Consider the following 14,790-nt stretch of genomic DNA (forward strand, 5'->3'; position numbering starts at 1 on the left):
CGTTATCGTTATTATACAGCCTGAAAAACAAAAAAAACACCATACCCCGCAGTTCAAAGCTGCGTGATACGGTGCTTCCGTAACAGTCTATCCTATTAATCGCTATTCATGGCTCTTAATCATTATTGCCGCGTGTCCGGTTGCGCAGGAAGGTCGGAATATCCAGCTGATCAGAGCTTGTCTGATTCCCGAACGGACGAAGATTCTCACTCTTGCTCTTATTATCAGCAGCCGGCTCGCTGTTTGCCGCAGGACGGCGTACAGGAGCTATTGGAGAAGGCTTGTGTTCAAAGCCTGTCGCAATAACAGTAACCTTGATCTCGTCCTTCATGCTCTCTTCGATAATGGCACCGAAGATCATATTCACTTCAGGGTCCGAAGCCGAGGTAACAATCTCTGCAGCTTCATTCACTTCGTACAGGGAGAGGTTAGAGCCGCCTGTAATATTCATAATGACGCCGCGTGCTCCTTCGATGGAGGTTTCAAGCAGCGGGCTCATAATCGCCTTGCGGGCCGCCTCAGACGCCCGGTTCTCGCCGGTGGCAATCCCGATGCCCATAAGCGCTGAGCCGCGCTCCGTCATAATCGTCTTCACATCGGCAAAGTCAAGGTTGATCAGGCCGGGAACCTGAATAAGGTCAGAGATGCCTTGTACCGCCTGCCGGAGTACATTGTCCGCTTCACGGAACGCTTCCAGCATCGGAGTTTTCTTATCCACAATTTCCAGGAGGCGGTCATTCGGAATCACAATCAGCGTATCAACCTTTTCCTTGAGCGCTTCGATTCCAAGCTCTGCCTGGTTGGCACGTTTTCTGCCTTCAAAAGTGAACGGGCGGGTCACGACGCCTACCGTCAATGCTCCGCATTCTCTGGCGATTTCGGCAATGACAGGCGCTGCGCCTGTTCCGGTACCGCCGCCCATCCCTGCGGTAACGAAGACCATGTCTGCGCCCTTCAGCGTATTCGAGATCAGATCGCGGGATTCCTCTGCCGCCTTCTTGCCGACCTCAGGATTCGCTCCTGCGCCAAGTCCGCGGGTCAATTTATCCCCGATTTGTAATTTATGCTCCGATTTGGCCATATGCAGCGCTTGGGCGTCTGTATTAACCGTGATGAACTCAACACCCTGAACGCCATTTTCAATCATCCGGTTCACAGCGTTGCTTCCGCCGCCGCCGACGCCGATGACTTTTATTTGCGCCAAGCTCTCCATTTCAAAATCAAATTCCAACATATTGTTTCCATCTCCCCCTCGAGTAGTGCTTGGATGGCCAATCCAAGTATATCTGGATTACACTTATATGAACTCGCTAAACATATTCTTTAGTCGTTCCACCAGACCCGGCTTCTTGGAAGAATCCTGGACCGGCGCTGCGCTCTGCTTGCTGCGGTTAACGGTCTTCTTGTTGGCACTTCCGCCGCTGCTGCGTCCGCGGTAGTTGCGTACCACATTATGAAGGATGCCTACACCGCCGGTGAAGCCGGGGTCACGCACTCCGATATAATCCGGCACTGCGATCCGTACAGAGGCTGCCAGCTCGTTCTGGGCTACCTTAAGCACCCCAGGCATCGAAACTGTACCACCCGTAAGTATATAACCTCCCGGAAGCTCCGTATAACCAAGCCGCTTCACTTCCTGACGGATCAGGTGGAAGATTTCCTGGACTCTCGGCTCGATAATCGCTGCCAGATCCTCCTGGTTGAATTCCTTCTCCACATTGCTGCCGATACGCAGGACCTTGAAGACGACCTCCGAAGCGGCATCATCGATCCAGGCACAGCCGTATTTCAGCTTGACCTTCTCGGCCTGGTCGGTAAGTGTCCGAAGTCCGTACGCAATATCATTGGTTATGAATTCTCCTCCGATCGGAATCGTGGAGGTTGCACTAAGGGAACCTTCTTCATATACGGCTATCGTGGCTTGTCCGGCACCGATATCCACCAGTACAGCCCCCATTGATTTCTCATCTTTGGAGAGCGCTAATCCGCCAGCCCCGAGAGACATAAGGACAAGATCTTTAACCTTCAGACCTGATTTCTCCACGCAGCGGAGCAGATTATGTATGGGGGTCTTGGCACCGGTGATGATCGTAGCCTCCACTTCCAGGCGGACGCCGATCATTCCGCGCGGGTCCTGAATGCCTTCAAGGCCGTCGACGATGTACTGCTTGGCGACAACATCAATGACCTCGCGTTCCGGCGGAAGTGCAATAACCTCCGCTGCCTTGATTACGCGGTCGATGTCATCTTCGCCGATCTCACGGTCCTCATTCTGAACGGCAACTACGCCGTGGCTGGATTGCAGGCCGATATGGTTGCCGGATATCCCGACATACACCTCGGATATTTGAATACCGACCATTTGCTCCGCATGCTCTACGGCACTCCTGATCGATTGCACAGTCTGATCGATGTCTACAATCGCACCCTTGCGTATCCCTTCCGAATCCGCAGATCCAACGCCAATAATATTGAAGGTTCCACTAGTAACTTCCCCGATTATTGCCCGAACTTTGGATGTACCGATGTCCAAACTAACAATGATGTCATTGTTGCTCAAGCCCTATGGCACCTCCTGTTATAATCATAGTAAACAAGCTTTTGATCCCGGTCGCGGGAAACATCTCTGTACATATTCAACATCCCTAATCCTTTCCCTCTTTTTTCAACAAATTTTTTGAGAGGAATAATATGACAAGGTCTTCACGTGCAGGCAGGCACCCTCCGCTTAGCGGGATCAGCACCTGACATTCAAAGAATAAAAACAAGAGAACAGCAGCTATATCCTGGATTGCATCTCAAAAAATCCGCAGAAAAAAGAGGGATATTGCTTATTACCCGTAAAACAGATTGTAGCATTTTTTCCGCCCTATTAGTAGGGACTATTTACTCTTGTACATCTGCGTCTTCCCCGGTGTCCCCGGCTTCAGTATGGAATGGAACATAGGAATCCGCCTCCAGCATTTTGATCAGTCCCGGCTCCTCCGTCTGAATCACCTGATTCAAATAGCCTACTTTATCCTTCAGCAATGAAATGGCAGTTATGACCTCAAAGCGTGAACGTGTGTAGAGCTTGATCCGGTCCGGAAATGACAGCGTCGGGGAAGGTACAATCTCGGATATATCACTGGTCAGCTCGTTCGGAATTCCGGCCAGCGCCTGGCATAGCTTGGTCTTGTAAGGATCGTCAGCCTTCCAGTTAGTCAATATCGGCTTCTCTACAGCAATTCCGGTATCCGTCACAGAGACGGCGGCCCCGCTTGACAGAATGGCTTCCAGCACGCCTGTCTGGTCCAGTTCATAAGCAACCGCCGGGTACTCCTTCACAATGATCGTAACCACACCGGGGAACTTCTTGCTGACCTGCGCCTCCTGAACTGTATTCAGCTCCTCCAGCGCCTTCCCCACGGAATCTCCAGAGACGGCGAAGAACTGTCCTCCGATCTTCAGGCCGCTTGCTGCCAGCAGCTGCTCACGGGACGTATATTTATCCCCCTGCATCTCAATGGCTGTAATCTTGCTGATCGATGAACGGAAGAAGATTACAGCCAGCAGCGCAGTAAACAGCAGTGCCAGAATGATAATAATTTTACGGTTTTTTCTCTTGCTAGGCTTGTCCTCTTTCAAAAGAGGTATTCGCGTTTTTGGCATTCTCATATCTCCGTAATAAGGCCCTGTCTCCTTCCTCACGGCTTCGCCGAAGGAGACAGGGAGCTTTAATTGGCCAGATCCAGCGGGTCAGGCACCGGCACCTTGCGGCTAATGCGCGCGCCCAGCTTTTGAAACAGTAATTCGATGCCGTCATATCCCCGGTCAATATGATGCGCCTGCTCTACAACAGTTGTTCCCTGAGCAGCCAGTCCGGCGATTACAAGGGCAGCTCCGGCCCGCAGGTCAGTGGCCTCAACCGTGGCTCCATACAACCGCTGAACGCCGCGTATGAAGGCCCTGCTCAAGTCAATAGAGATATCGGCTCCCATCCGGGCCATCTCCTCCACATGCTTGAAGCGCCCCTCGAAAACCGTCTCCTTGATTACACTGAATCCGTCCGCCAGGGACAATAGAACCATAACCTGGGATTGCAGGTCCGTAGGAAAAGACGGATACGGAGAGGTAACAATACGATCAACCGCACGGGGGCGTCCCATACAGCTGATATTAATTATATCATTGCACACTGTAATTTGAACACCGGCGCGCCTCAGGATGTGGATCAGGGAGGTCAAATGTCCTGCATTGGTGTGGGTCAGCGTGACATTTCCCCGCGTGGCGGCAGCGGCAATCATCACAGTTCCGGCAACAATCCGGTCGGGGATCACCTCATAGCTGCAGGCATGGAGCTTGCGGACACCCTGAATGGTGATTGTATCGGTCCCTGCGCCGATAATTTGTGCCCCCATCGCATTGAGGAAGTTCTGCAAATCCTGGATTTCCGGCTCTCTCGCTGCCCCGGAGATAGTAGTCGTGCCCTCGGCCATGGCGGCGGCCATCATGATATTCTCCGTAGCACCCACGCTCGGATAATCCAGATGAATATCACAGCCTCTCAAGCTGGCAGCCCGGCAGCAGATCCGGCCGCCCGTCTCCTCAATCTCTGCCCCGAGCAGCTTGAGGCCCTGCAGGTGGAGGTCGATCTTGCGCTCACCGATAGCACAGCCTCCCGGCTGATAGATCGTCACTTCCCCGAACTTGGCCAAAAGCGGGCCCATCAGGAATATGGAGGATCTCATCTGCCGCATCAAGTCCTCCGGAACATGAGAGGTCAGGAGAAAGGATGTATCGACGGTAACCGTCTCCTCTTCATGTACTGTCCTGCAGCCCAGCCGCTGCAGAATATGCAGCATCGTTTCGATGTCCAGCAGCTTCGGCACATTATGCAGTGAGTGAACTCCTTCGGCCAGCAGGCTGGCTGCCAGAATCGGCAGTGCCGCATTCTTTGCTCCATGGATACGTATGGTGCCTGACAGGGGGGTTCCACCCTCAATCACCAATTTGTCCAATGTATCACCTCCGAGATTACCGCTCACCCACCGTAAGCACTTCCTGGCCCCGCTGTCCTGCGTAATGGGACGGAACGGATTCCGTCTCCAAGGCTCAGACATCAAGAAGCGCTCTGGGTGATTGTCACGATTATAGGATCATCCTATGTTCGGAGTCCCGTGTGTGTGACAATGTAAGCCCGGATTCTAGCGTTTACGTCCTGCAGCCAGCCTGCGCAGCTCGCTGACTACCAGGGAGGCGGAATCTCTTTTGCCTAGGCGCCTTGAGGCCTCCGACATGCTATGGCGCAGCGTATCCGCTCCGATGATCTTCTGAACGGCTGTGAACAGCGCCTCGCCGCTTAAGTCCTTCTCCAGCACCACCACTGCCGCACCTTCAGCTTCCAGTGCTCTGGCATTGGCTTCCTGATGGTTGTTCGTTACATTAGGAGACGGAATGAGGACAGAGGGTATGCCAAGCGCGGTAATCTCTGCCAGAAAAGAGGCGCCTGCCCGGTTCACGATCAGGGAAGTGCAGGCCAGCACCTCAGGCATATTGTGAACATAAGGGAGGATATGCAGCCAGTTCGGAATACCGCCGAGCTGCTCGCGTACCGCTTTGCGGGTATCCTCAAAGTAGGACTCTCCGGTCACATACACATAGTGAACACCATTACCCTTACCCACAAATGGCGCCATTTCAATCATGGCGCGGTTAATCGCCTTGGCTCCCCCGCTTCCTCCGACAACCAGCACCACCGTGCTTCCTTCGGGAATGCCGAGTGAAGCGAAGCCGCGCTGCGGGTTCGCCGTCATGACCGTAGTGGCCCGGGGATTACCCGTATAAATTACATTCTTGGCCCCTGGAAAAGCCGGTTCTGTACCTTCAAAGCTAACCGCGACCGTACTGGCATACCGGCTGAGAAAACGGTTGGTCAGTCCCGGAATCGCATTCTGTTCATGGATCAGCGTCGGAATACCGAGCCGGGAGGCAGCATACACAACAGGCCCGCAGACATACCCTCCGGTACCGACAACCACATCAGGCTTGAACTCGCGCAGCATGGCCTTGGAGGCTTTGACCCCCTTCAGGAACCGCATAACCGTCTTCACATTATCCATCGACAGCTTGCGGCGGAAGCCTGTAATATCAATGGACTGGAAAGGCAGGTTCTCCTGGGGAACCAGCTTGCTCTCCAGACCCCGCTTGCCTCCGATATATAGGAAGACAGAATCCGCATCTTCGGATTCCAGTTGTCTGGCTACGGCTACGGCAGGATAGATATGTCCTCCCGTGCCGCCGCCGCTAAGTACAATACGCATGTCTTTCACCTCGCATAACGGGATAAATTAAGCAGAATGCCAAGAGCTGTGAGCATCAGGGTGAGTGATGAGCCGCCATAGCTGATCAGCGGAAGCGTGATGCCGGTTACCGGAATCAGACCGATCACCACACCGATGTTGATGACCACCTGAACCGCGACCATACATACTATGCCTACAGCAAGATAACTGCCGAAGCGGTCCGGCAGGCTCATGGCTACCTTCATTCCGCGCCAGATCAGCAGCAGGAACAGCAGCAGCACAGCAAGCCCCCCGATGAACCCCAGCTCCTCGGCCAATATAGAGAAAATAAAATCAGTCTGCGGCTCCGGGACGTAGCTGTATTTTTGCCGGCTCATCCCGAAGCCCAGTCCGCCCAGCCCGCCGGGGCCCACCGCATAGAGTGACTGGATGATCTGATAACCCGCACCCAGCGGATCGGACCAGGGGTCCAGAAAGGCGGTAATCCGCTGCAGCCGGTAAGGCGCAGCGGCAATGAGTCCGGCGAACCCGGCCAGCCCCAGCGCACCGAGGGAGAGCAGATGCTTCATCCGCGCCCCCGCTGTGAAGACCATCATCATGGCCGCGCCGAACATGACAGTGCCTGTACCGAGATCCGGCTGCAGCATAATCAGTGCGAACGCAGAGCCGATCAGCGCAAGCGGCGGAAGCAGCCCGCGCATGAAGCTGGAGATGTCATACTCCTCGGTTCCAAGCCACTTGGCCAGGAAGAGGATCATCCCCATCTTCATGAATTCCGAGGGCTGAATACCGAAGGAACTGATGCCGAGCCAGCTGCGTGCACCGCCGCGCACCACGCCGATGCCGGGGATCAGCACCAGCACCAGCAGGGCGAAGCACACGAGCAGGAGCGGCCGGGCGAACCTTTTCAGCACCAGATAATCGGTGTTCGCTGTAATGAACATCGCGATGAGGCCGAGACCTGCGAACAGCATCTGTCTTTTGACAAAATAAAACGAATCGCCATAATTGCGGAAGCCCAGAACGGACCCGGCACTGTATACCATTACCATACCGATAGCCAGCAAAGCCAGTATCGGAAGCAGCAGCCAGATATCGGGCGCATGACGGGATTTGTTCATCAGGAGCACACCTCTTGCATCCGTAGTAGGGGCTTATCCACCCCCCTACTTAAAGGTTATGCACCGCCTCTTTAAAAATACGCCCGCGCTCCTCATAGGAGGTAAACATATCCCAGCTGGCACAGGCAGGGGACAGGAGAACTACATCCCCGGCTTCCGCCAGGGCCGAAGCCTCCCGCACAGCCTGCTCCAGCACAGCAGCGGCACTCTCCCCATTATCGACGGAGATGACCGTCTTTACTCCTGCCAGCCGGGCTACAGCCGCCAGCTTGTCCCGGGTCTGCCCAAGCGCCACCAAGGCTTTGACATTCTCCCCGAGGACAGGCAGCAGCTCCATATAATCCGAGCCGCGGTCCAAGCCCCCGGCAATAAGAATGAGCGGCTTCCGGAAGGAAGCCAGCGCCATAGAGGTAGCTTTGGAATTGGTAGCCTTGGAATTGTTATAATAGGCGGCCCCTGCCTTGTCTGTTACATACTCCAGCCTGTGCTCCACCCCGCGGAAGGAAGCCAGCACCGGGCCCAGCACCGCCGGGTCTGTCCCTGCGGCAATAGCAATGCCGCAGGCAGCCAGCGCATTCCCCACATTGAAGCGGCCGGGAAGTCCGATAGAATCGACATCAGCAATTTCGGTCTCGCTCCCGGTGTAATCGCGGTAGATAATGACCCGCTTCAGCTCGTCATCCGTGTCCGCCACGTAGGACGGGCGGACGAAGATGCCCTGCACCAGCTCCTCGTTCATGGAGAAGGGCAGAATGCCCGCCTTCAAATAGGGCACCAGCTCGCGGCAGACCGGATCATCCCAGTTCAGCACAGCAGTATCCTCCGGTCCCTGATTGGCGAACAGCTTGGATTTGGAGGCTACATAATCCTCCATGCCTCCATGGTAGTCCAGGTGGGTCTCCGCGACATTCAGCAAGGCAGCAATCTTGGGCCGGAACGCTTCCGTGCCCTTCAGCTGGAAGCTGCTTAGCTCGACCACCATCCAGTTGTCCGCGTCAGCCTCCTGTGCGGCCTGAGAGAGCGGCGTTCCTATGTTCCCGGCCACAATGGGCCGCATCCCCGCTGCCTCCAGCATATGGCCCACCCAGGTCGTTGTGGTCGTCTTGCCGTTAGAGCCGGTGATACCGATCATCGGGGCAGCGCAGAGGTGATACGCGACCTCTACCTCGGTCACCACTTCAATCCCCAGCTCCAGCGCCTGCTGTACCGGAGCAACCGAATAGGGAATCCCCGGATTCTTGACAACCAGCTCCACACCCTCGTGGATCAAGCTGTCCGGATGCCCGCCGCATATAACAGAAATTCCCAAAGATTCCAGTTCGGAAGCTTCGGGACTCTGATCTCTTTCCTTTTTATCATTCACCGTCACCACAGCGCCGTGTTCATGCAGCACCTTGGCCACCTGGACGCCGCTTTTAGCGAGCCCTAGGACAACCACCTCTTGACCACGGTACAGATCCGGATGTTTCATTCGTTACAACCCCTTGATGAGATATAGTCCAGCTGCCGCCAGCACAAGGCCCACCGCCCAGAAGGAGACGACTACACGCCACTCCGACCAGCCGCCCAGCTCAAAGTGATGATGGATCGGGCTCATTCTGAATACCCGTTTGCCGCGTGTCTTAAACGAAGCGACCTGAATAATTACGGACAGCATTTCAACCACGAAGACTCCGCCGATCACCACAAAGAGCAGCTCGGTCTTGGTGACAATAGCAATCGCGCCAACCGCCCCGCCGATCCCGAAGGAGCCGAAATCGCCCATGAACACCTTGGCAGGATGGGCATTGAATACGAGAAAGCCAAGCACTGCGCCAATCATCGCAGCCGCACAGACACCAGCGGCAATCGAGGTTGCCTGCATGGCTACCACCGCGAAGGCAGCGAGCGCAATCGCGCTTACGCCTGACAGCAGACCATCCACGCCGTCCGTGAAGTTAACAGCATTCGTGACCGCCATCATCATCAACACAATGAAAGGATAATAGAACCAGGGGCCCCAGTCGAAGCTGAAGGAGGTTCCCGGAACGCTGATATTCGTATGATGTCCGGCCGAGATCAGCAGAACGCTGAGCACGACGCCGACCAGCAGCTGGCCCAGCAGCTTCTGCCGCGCCGTAAGGCCGAGGGAGCGCTTGAACACAATTTTGATATAATCATCCAGGAATCCAATGAGGCCATAGCCCAGCGTAGCAGCCAGCAGTACATAGAAATCCGAATTAATGACCGAGAATTTCAGAAAAGACAGCGTGAACGCGACCATGATGATTACGCCGCCCATGGTAGGGGTTCCCGCCTTTTTCAGATGGGTCTGGGGCCCGTCGTCACGAACCTGCTGCCCCAGCTTAAGCCGGCGCAGCAGCGGTATGATCAGCGGAGCGGCAATGACCGCAAGGATAAAGGACACAGCAATAGTCAGCAGAAGTAATTGATAATCCATGGGTACACCCCTCCTTTAATTAGCATTCGCTTCAGAATGTTCTTTCAAGCGCTTCAGCACTTCCTCCAGCCGCATCCCTCTGGATGCTTTGAACAACACAACATCGTCATTGCCGCACTTCGCATTCAAGGCATCGATCAAGGCTTCTTTATCCGTAAAAGCAAAGATATGCCCGGCCTCGAACCGCTCTGAGGCCGCCGCCGCAAGCTGCGCCGACAGCGGGCCGAAGGTGAATACAATATCCGTAAGCGCCGGATCGAGATAGCTGCCGATCTGCCTGTGGAACTCCAGCTCCTCCGGCCCGAGTTCCAGCATGTCCCCCAGCACCGCGATTCTGCGGCCGCTGCATTTCATGGACTGCAGCACATCAATCGCCGCTCTCATGGAGGTGGGACTGGCATTATAGGCATCATTCAGCAGAACCAGTCCGCTGGCCGCCTGAACAACCTCAATCCGCATTCCAGTCAGCTTGAGGCCGCTTAGTCCTTCTGCCATATTCTCATCCGTCACCTTATAGTGACGCGCCACTGCAAGCGCAGCAAGCGCATTAATTACATTGTGCTGTCCGGGCAGCGGAAGGGTAAAGGCCCGCTCCCCATGCCGCCGCGAGGTGAAGGTCATCCCCCCGCTGTGAGTCATCAGGCCGGTCGGATAATCATCATTGTCAGCCGACTGCCCGAAGCGGAAGGTCTGCAGCCCTTCAGGCGTGCGGAAGCCTGGCTCTGCCAGAACCTCGGCAAGCAGCGGCTCATCCCCGTTATAGATCAGCAGCCCGCCCGGCTGAAGTCCGTCCACAATCTCAAGCTTCGCTCTGGCAATCTCCTTGCGGGAGCCAAGCTGGAGCAGATGGGATTCGCCGACATTGGTAATCACCGCTACGTCAGGAGAAGCGAGCAGAGACAAGAGGGCGATCTCTCCCCGTGAGCTCATGCCCATCTCCAGCACAGCGATCTCCACATCGCTGTCCATGGAGAGAATCGTAAGCGGCAGTCCGATATGATTGTTGAAGTTCCCTTGGGTCTTGTGCACCTTATACTGCACTTCCAGCAGTGCTGTAATCATATCCTTGGTTGTCGTCTTGCCGTTGCTTCCCGTTACGGCAACCACCTGGGGGGCCACCTCAGCCAAATAGGCGGAGGACAGCTTTTGCAGTGCCGCTAAAGTGTCCTCTACCAGAATAATTCCGCCGCCTGCGGGTGCAGGCCCCTTATCCCTCTGCCAGAGGGTAGCGGCAGCTCCCGCCGCCAGTGAAGCGGCCGCATAGTGATGGCCGTCGAAGTTCTCTCCAACCAGCGGGACGAACAGGCAGTCCGCCGATATTTTGCGCGAGTCGGTTACGACTCCCTGAATCTCTATATCCTTAGCTTCGGATGAGGACAGCTCTCCTCCGCACATTTCCGCGACATTATGCAATGTTCTAATAATCAATAGCTTCGGCCCCTTATCACTTCTTTAGCAACGATGCGGTCATCGAAATCATGAACGACTCCCTTGATCAGCTGATAGGTCTCATGACCTTTCCCCGCAATCAATACTACATCGCCGGGGCTTGCCATTTCAATAGCTTTTGTGATGGCTTCCCGCCGGTCCGGAATCATCTCATAGCGCCCGCGCTCCACACCATCCTCACGCAGGCCGGCCTCAATATCGGCCAGAATCTGCAGCGGGTCCTCCGTCCGCGGGTTGTCAGAGGTGACCAGTACATGGTCGCTGTATTTCGCAGCAATCTTGCCCATGAGCGGCCGTTTGGTCGTATCGCGGTCCCCGCCGCAGCCGAAGACCGTGAGGACCTTACCTGCTGCAAATTCACATACCGCCTTCAGCACATTCTCCAGACCGTCTGGCGTATGCGCATAGTCAACGATGACTGCGAAATCCTGCCCGGCATCGACCGATTCGACACGGCCGTCCACGCCGGCAACCGACTCCAGGCTGGCCTTGATGTCCGCAAGCGGCACATCCTCAAGCAGTGCGGCTGTAATAGCCGCAAGCGCATTATAGACGTTGAACTTGCCGACCATGCGAAGCGAAATATCCGTCTCACCCTTAAACGTCTCCACGTGGAAAAAAGTTCCTTTGGCGGTGATCGATATTTGCGATGCCCGGACATTGGCAGCCTTGTCGATACCATATGTAATGACCTCCGCTGCGGTCTGGGCGGCAAAATAGGCGCTGGCTTCATCGTCGGCATTCAGCACAGCATATTTGCGTTCTTCCTTCCAAGGGGAGATCACGTTGCCGAGCCGTGAGAAGAACAAGCCCTTCACTGCGCGGTACTCCTCCATCGTATGGTGGTAATCCAGGTGATCCTGGGTCAAATTCGTAAAGATCGCGGTGCGGTAGTCGGTCCCCTTTACCCGGCCCTGCTGGAGCGCATGGGAGGAGACTTCCATTACACAGCACTGTACACCCTTAAGCGCCATCTGATTCAGGCTGCGCTGAAGCTCCAGCGATTCCTGTGTCGTACCGGACATCGGATAGCTCTGACCGTCATACCGCATCTGGATCGTACCAATCAGGCCAGTCTTCACCCCATGATCCTGCATGATCCGTTCAATTAGATAGGTGGTGGTTGTCTTGCCGTTGGTACCAGTGATGCCGATCAGCTTCATCCGGCTGCTCGGTGAACCGAAGAAGGCATTGGACAGCACTGACATGGCATACCGGCAGTCATCCACCACGATCTGCGGCAGGTCAATGTCCAGCTTCCGTTCGCAGACCAGAGCAGCCGCGCCTTTGGCGGCAGCCTGAGGTGCGTAATCATGTCCGTCCACTGTATGTCCGGGCAGACAGATGAACAAATCGCCCGGACCCACCTTGCGTGAATCGGCCTGCAAATCCGAAATTTCTATGTCTCCGTCCCCGTATAGACGGGCAGCCGCCAGACAAGAAGAGAGTTCTTTAATTAACATACCTATCCCTCACTCTGCATAAAATCCTTATATTTTGGGTAAATTATCCATCTTAATAAATTGTACCTGTAAGTTTTTCAGTATATAACAAAGCTTAAGGCTCACTTGGCGTTCCCATGTAAATCCGGATGGTGGAGCCCTGCTGCACTCTTGCCCCAGGCTTAGGAGCCTGATTGATCACGGTGTTGCCGGTGCCGGAACGGACCAGCATGAAATTCATATTCAGATCCTCATAGATATCCTGAACAGTTGCCCCCGTAAGATCAGGGACCGTCACTATGGGAGTCTCTCCGTATTTATAGGTTCTCGGCAGCTGATCCTTACGCTCCGGAACCTTCAGATACAGAAGAGAATCCTCAAGAATATTCTGGACAATCGGAGCGGCAACTACACCCCCGAATTGAATTCCCTTCGGGTTATCGACTGCCGTATAGACTACGATCTGCGGATCATCCGCCGGCGCAAAGCCGATAAAGGATACGATATGCTCTGTAGGAGAATAACGGCCGTTGATTACCTTCTGTGCTGTCCCTGTCTTGCCGCCCACACGGTAGCCGTCAATAAATGCCGGCCGGCCTGTGCCTTTGGCAACTACGCTCTCAAGGGCAGCCCGCACTTTCTTCGAGGTCTCCTCCGAGATCACCTGCCGCACTTCCTCCGGCTCGGTCTCAGAGACAACGTTCCCGGTATCCGGGTTAATCCAGGCTTTGGCCACATGCGGAGTATACAGCTTGCCGCCGTTGATGGCTGCCGATACCGCAGCAATCTGCTGAATCGGCGTGACGGACACCCCCTGGCCGAATGCCGTGGTCGCCAGCTCCACCGGACCAACCTGGGCGGGCTTGAACAGAATTCCATTCGCTTCACCGTTCAGATCGATGCCTGTCTTGCTCCCGAAGCCGAAATCACGGATGTACTTGAACAGCGTATCCTTACCCAGACGCTGCCCCAAGGCAACGAACCCCGGGTTGCAGGAGTTCTCGACCACTTCAAGGAAGGTCTGACTTCCGTGACCGCCCTTCTTCCAGCAGCGCAGCTTAGCACCGCCGACTTCAATGTAACCCGGATCGAAAAAATGCTCATGCTGCAGATCTACCTTCCCCTCCTCCAATGCCGCAGCCAGCGTGATGATCTTGAAGGTGGAACCTGGCTCATACGTCATCCAGATCGGAAGATTACGGTTATATACCTCAGCATCGTATTCCTGGTAGCTCCCCGGCTCATACCCCGGCCGGCTCGCCATCGCCAGAATTTCGCCATTGCGGGGGTCCATGGCAATAGACCAGGCGCCCTGCGCCTGATATTTCACCATGGCCTGATCCAGCTCGCGTTCCATAATGGATTGAATCTGCTTGTCGATGGTCAGCTGCAGGCTAAGTCCATCCTGCGGCTGCGTGTACTTCTCGGAGGACCCGGGCATCAGCCGGCCTCCCGCATCGGAGAGATAGGAGATATTGCCCGCGCTCCCCTGAAGCAGCTTATCATAGATGCTCTCAATTCCGGTAATCCCCTGATTGTCGATTCCGGTGAAGCCCAGAATATGTGCGGCCAGATCCCCGAAGGGATAATACCGTTTGTTGTCCTCAGCGACAACGATGCCCGGCAGCTGCAAATTACGGATGCTCGCGGCAAGCTCCATCGTAATTTTGCGGCCGCCGGGCTGCAGTTTCACTGAGGCCTTCTTTTGGGTCAGCAGCTGGGTTAGCTTCTCCTCGGTCATGCCGAGCAGCGGAGCTAGCTGCTTCGCGGTCTGTTCCTTCTCTTTCACCTGTACAGGAATGGCATAAATCGTCGGTGAGCTGATGTTATAAGCCAGCGCCACACCCTCCCTGTCCAGAATCTCGCCGCGTTTGGCGGTGAAGGGGATATTCCGCCGCCATAAATCCTCGGCCTTCTCGCTCAGCTTCTCGCCTTGGGTTAACTGTACATAGGCAAGACGCACAGCCAGCGCGCCGAACAACACGGCCAGTCCCAGCAGCGTCCACAGCATTCTCCGCCGGCTAACGACTTTTGATACCTTCACTCTGTTCTCC

General features: G+C 55.2%; 11 protein-coding genes. All 11 read right to left on the reverse strand.

The features are described from left to right. Positions 1 to 115: 115 nt before the first annotated feature. On the reverse strand, positions 116 to 1,234 hold the full coding sequence (gene ftsZ, locus NSS83_RS10865) for a cell division protein FtsZ (protein ID WP_036690196.1): 1,119 nt from the start codon (positions 1,232 to 1,234) through the stop codon (positions 116 to 118). A gap of 63 nt (positions 1,235 to 1,297) precedes the next feature. Next, positions 1,298 to 2,560, reverse strand: a complete 1,263-nt coding sequence (ftsA, locus tag NSS83_RS10870; protein ID WP_036690197.1) for a cell division protein FtsA — start codon at positions 2,558 to 2,560, stop codon at positions 1,298 to 1,300. A 326-nt stretch (positions 2,561 to 2,886) separates the two neighbouring features. Next, on the reverse strand, positions 2,887 to 3,651 hold the full coding sequence (locus NSS83_RS10875; protein ID WP_341184466.1) for an FtsQ-type POTRA domain-containing protein: 765 nt from the start codon (positions 3,649 to 3,651) through the stop codon (positions 2,887 to 2,889). A gap of 65 nt (positions 3,652 to 3,716) precedes the next feature. Further along, positions 3,717 to 5,000, reverse strand: coding sequence for a UDP-N-acetylglucosamine 1-carboxyvinyltransferase (gene murA / locus NSS83_RS10880; RefSeq protein WP_341184465.1), 1,284 nt, complete (start codon positions 4,998 to 5,000; stop codon positions 3,717 to 3,719). Between the two features lie 186 nt (positions 5,001 to 5,186). Next, a complete protein-coding gene (murG, locus tag NSS83_RS10885; protein ID WP_341184464.1) occupies positions 5,187 to 6,302 on the reverse strand; it encodes an undecaprenyldiphospho-muramoylpentapeptide beta-N-acetylglucosaminyltransferase in 1,116 nt (371 codons plus the stop codon). 5 nt (positions 6,303 to 6,307) lie between these two features. After that, positions 6,308 to 7,405, reverse strand: a complete 1,098-nt coding sequence (gene spoVE, locus NSS83_RS10890; RefSeq protein WP_036724276.1) for a stage V sporulation protein E — start codon at positions 7,403 to 7,405, stop codon at positions 6,308 to 6,310. A gap of 49 nt (positions 7,406 to 7,454) precedes the next feature. Continuing rightward, positions 7,455 to 8,876, reverse strand: coding sequence for a UDP-N-acetylmuramoyl-L-alanine--D-glutamate ligase (gene murD, locus NSS83_RS10895; protein WP_341348252.1), 1,422 nt, complete (start codon positions 8,874 to 8,876; stop codon positions 7,455 to 7,457). 3 nt (positions 8,877 to 8,879) lie between these two features. Beyond that, complete coding sequence (mraY, locus tag NSS83_RS10900) at positions 8,880 to 9,845, reverse strand: phospho-N-acetylmuramoyl-pentapeptide-transferase (protein ID WP_341184462.1); 966 nt, start codon at positions 9,843 to 9,845, stop codon at positions 8,880 to 8,882. A gap of 15 nt (positions 9,846 to 9,860) precedes the next feature. Further along, on the reverse strand, positions 9,861 to 11,270 hold the full coding sequence (gene murF, locus NSS83_RS10905) for a UDP-N-acetylmuramoyl-tripeptide--D-alanyl-D-alanine ligase (RefSeq protein WP_341185230.1): 1,410 nt from the start codon (positions 11,268 to 11,270) through the stop codon (positions 9,861 to 9,863). Next, entirely contained in the window at positions 11,270 to 12,757 is a 1,488-nt protein-coding gene (locus tag NSS83_RS10910) for a UDP-N-acetylmuramoyl-L-alanyl-D-glutamate--2,6-diaminopimelate ligase (protein WP_341348253.1), read from the reverse strand. The genes murF and NSS83_RS10910 overlap by 1 nt, the downstream gene beginning before the upstream one ends. Before the next feature lie 94 nt (positions 12,758 to 12,851). Next, positions 12,852 to 14,780 carry a stage V sporulation protein D gene (locus tag NSS83_RS10915; RefSeq protein ID WP_341185229.1) on the reverse strand — a complete coding sequence of 643 codons (1,929 nt, stop codon included), beginning with the start codon at positions 14,778 to 14,780 and terminating at the stop codon, positions 12,852 to 12,854. Between the last annotated feature and the right edge of the window lie 10 nt (positions 14,781 to 14,790).

Origin of the sequence: Paenibacillus sp. FSL H3-0469 (genome assembly GCF_038051945.1) — a bacterium.
Classification (GTDB): Bacteria; Bacillota; Bacilli; order Paenibacillales; family Paenibacillaceae; genus Paenibacillus_AQ.

What these genes read in the sequence shown, in the direction of transcription:
- NSS83_RS10910 (WP_341348253.1), bottom strand. Translation starts at nt 12,757, where the DNA reads ATGTTAATTAAAGAACTCTCTTCTTGTCTGGCGGCTGCCCGTCTATAC.
- murD (WP_341348252.1), bottom strand. Translation starts at nt 8,876, where the DNA reads ATGAAACATCCGGATCTGTACCGTGGTCAAGAGGTGGTTGTCCTAGGG.
- spoVE (WP_036724276.1), bottom strand. Translation starts at nt 7,405, where the DNA reads ATGAACAAATCCCGTCATGCGCCCGATATCTGGCTGCTGCTTCCGATA.
- mraY (WP_341184462.1), bottom strand. Translation starts at nt 9,845, where the DNA reads ATGGATTATCAATTACTTCTGCTGACTATTGCTGTGTCCTTTATCCTT.
- murG (WP_341184464.1), bottom strand. Translation starts at nt 6,302, where the DNA reads ATGCGTATTGTACTTAGCGGCGGCGGCACGGGAGGACATATCTATCCT.
- ftsZ (WP_036690196.1), bottom strand. Translation starts at nt 1,234, where the DNA reads ATGTTGGAATTTGATTTTGAAATGGAGAGCTTGGCGCAAATAAAAGTC.
- NSS83_RS10875 (WP_341184466.1), bottom strand. Translation starts at nt 3,651, where the DNA reads ATGCCAAAAACGCGAATACCTCTTTTGAAAGAGGACAAGCCTAGCAAG.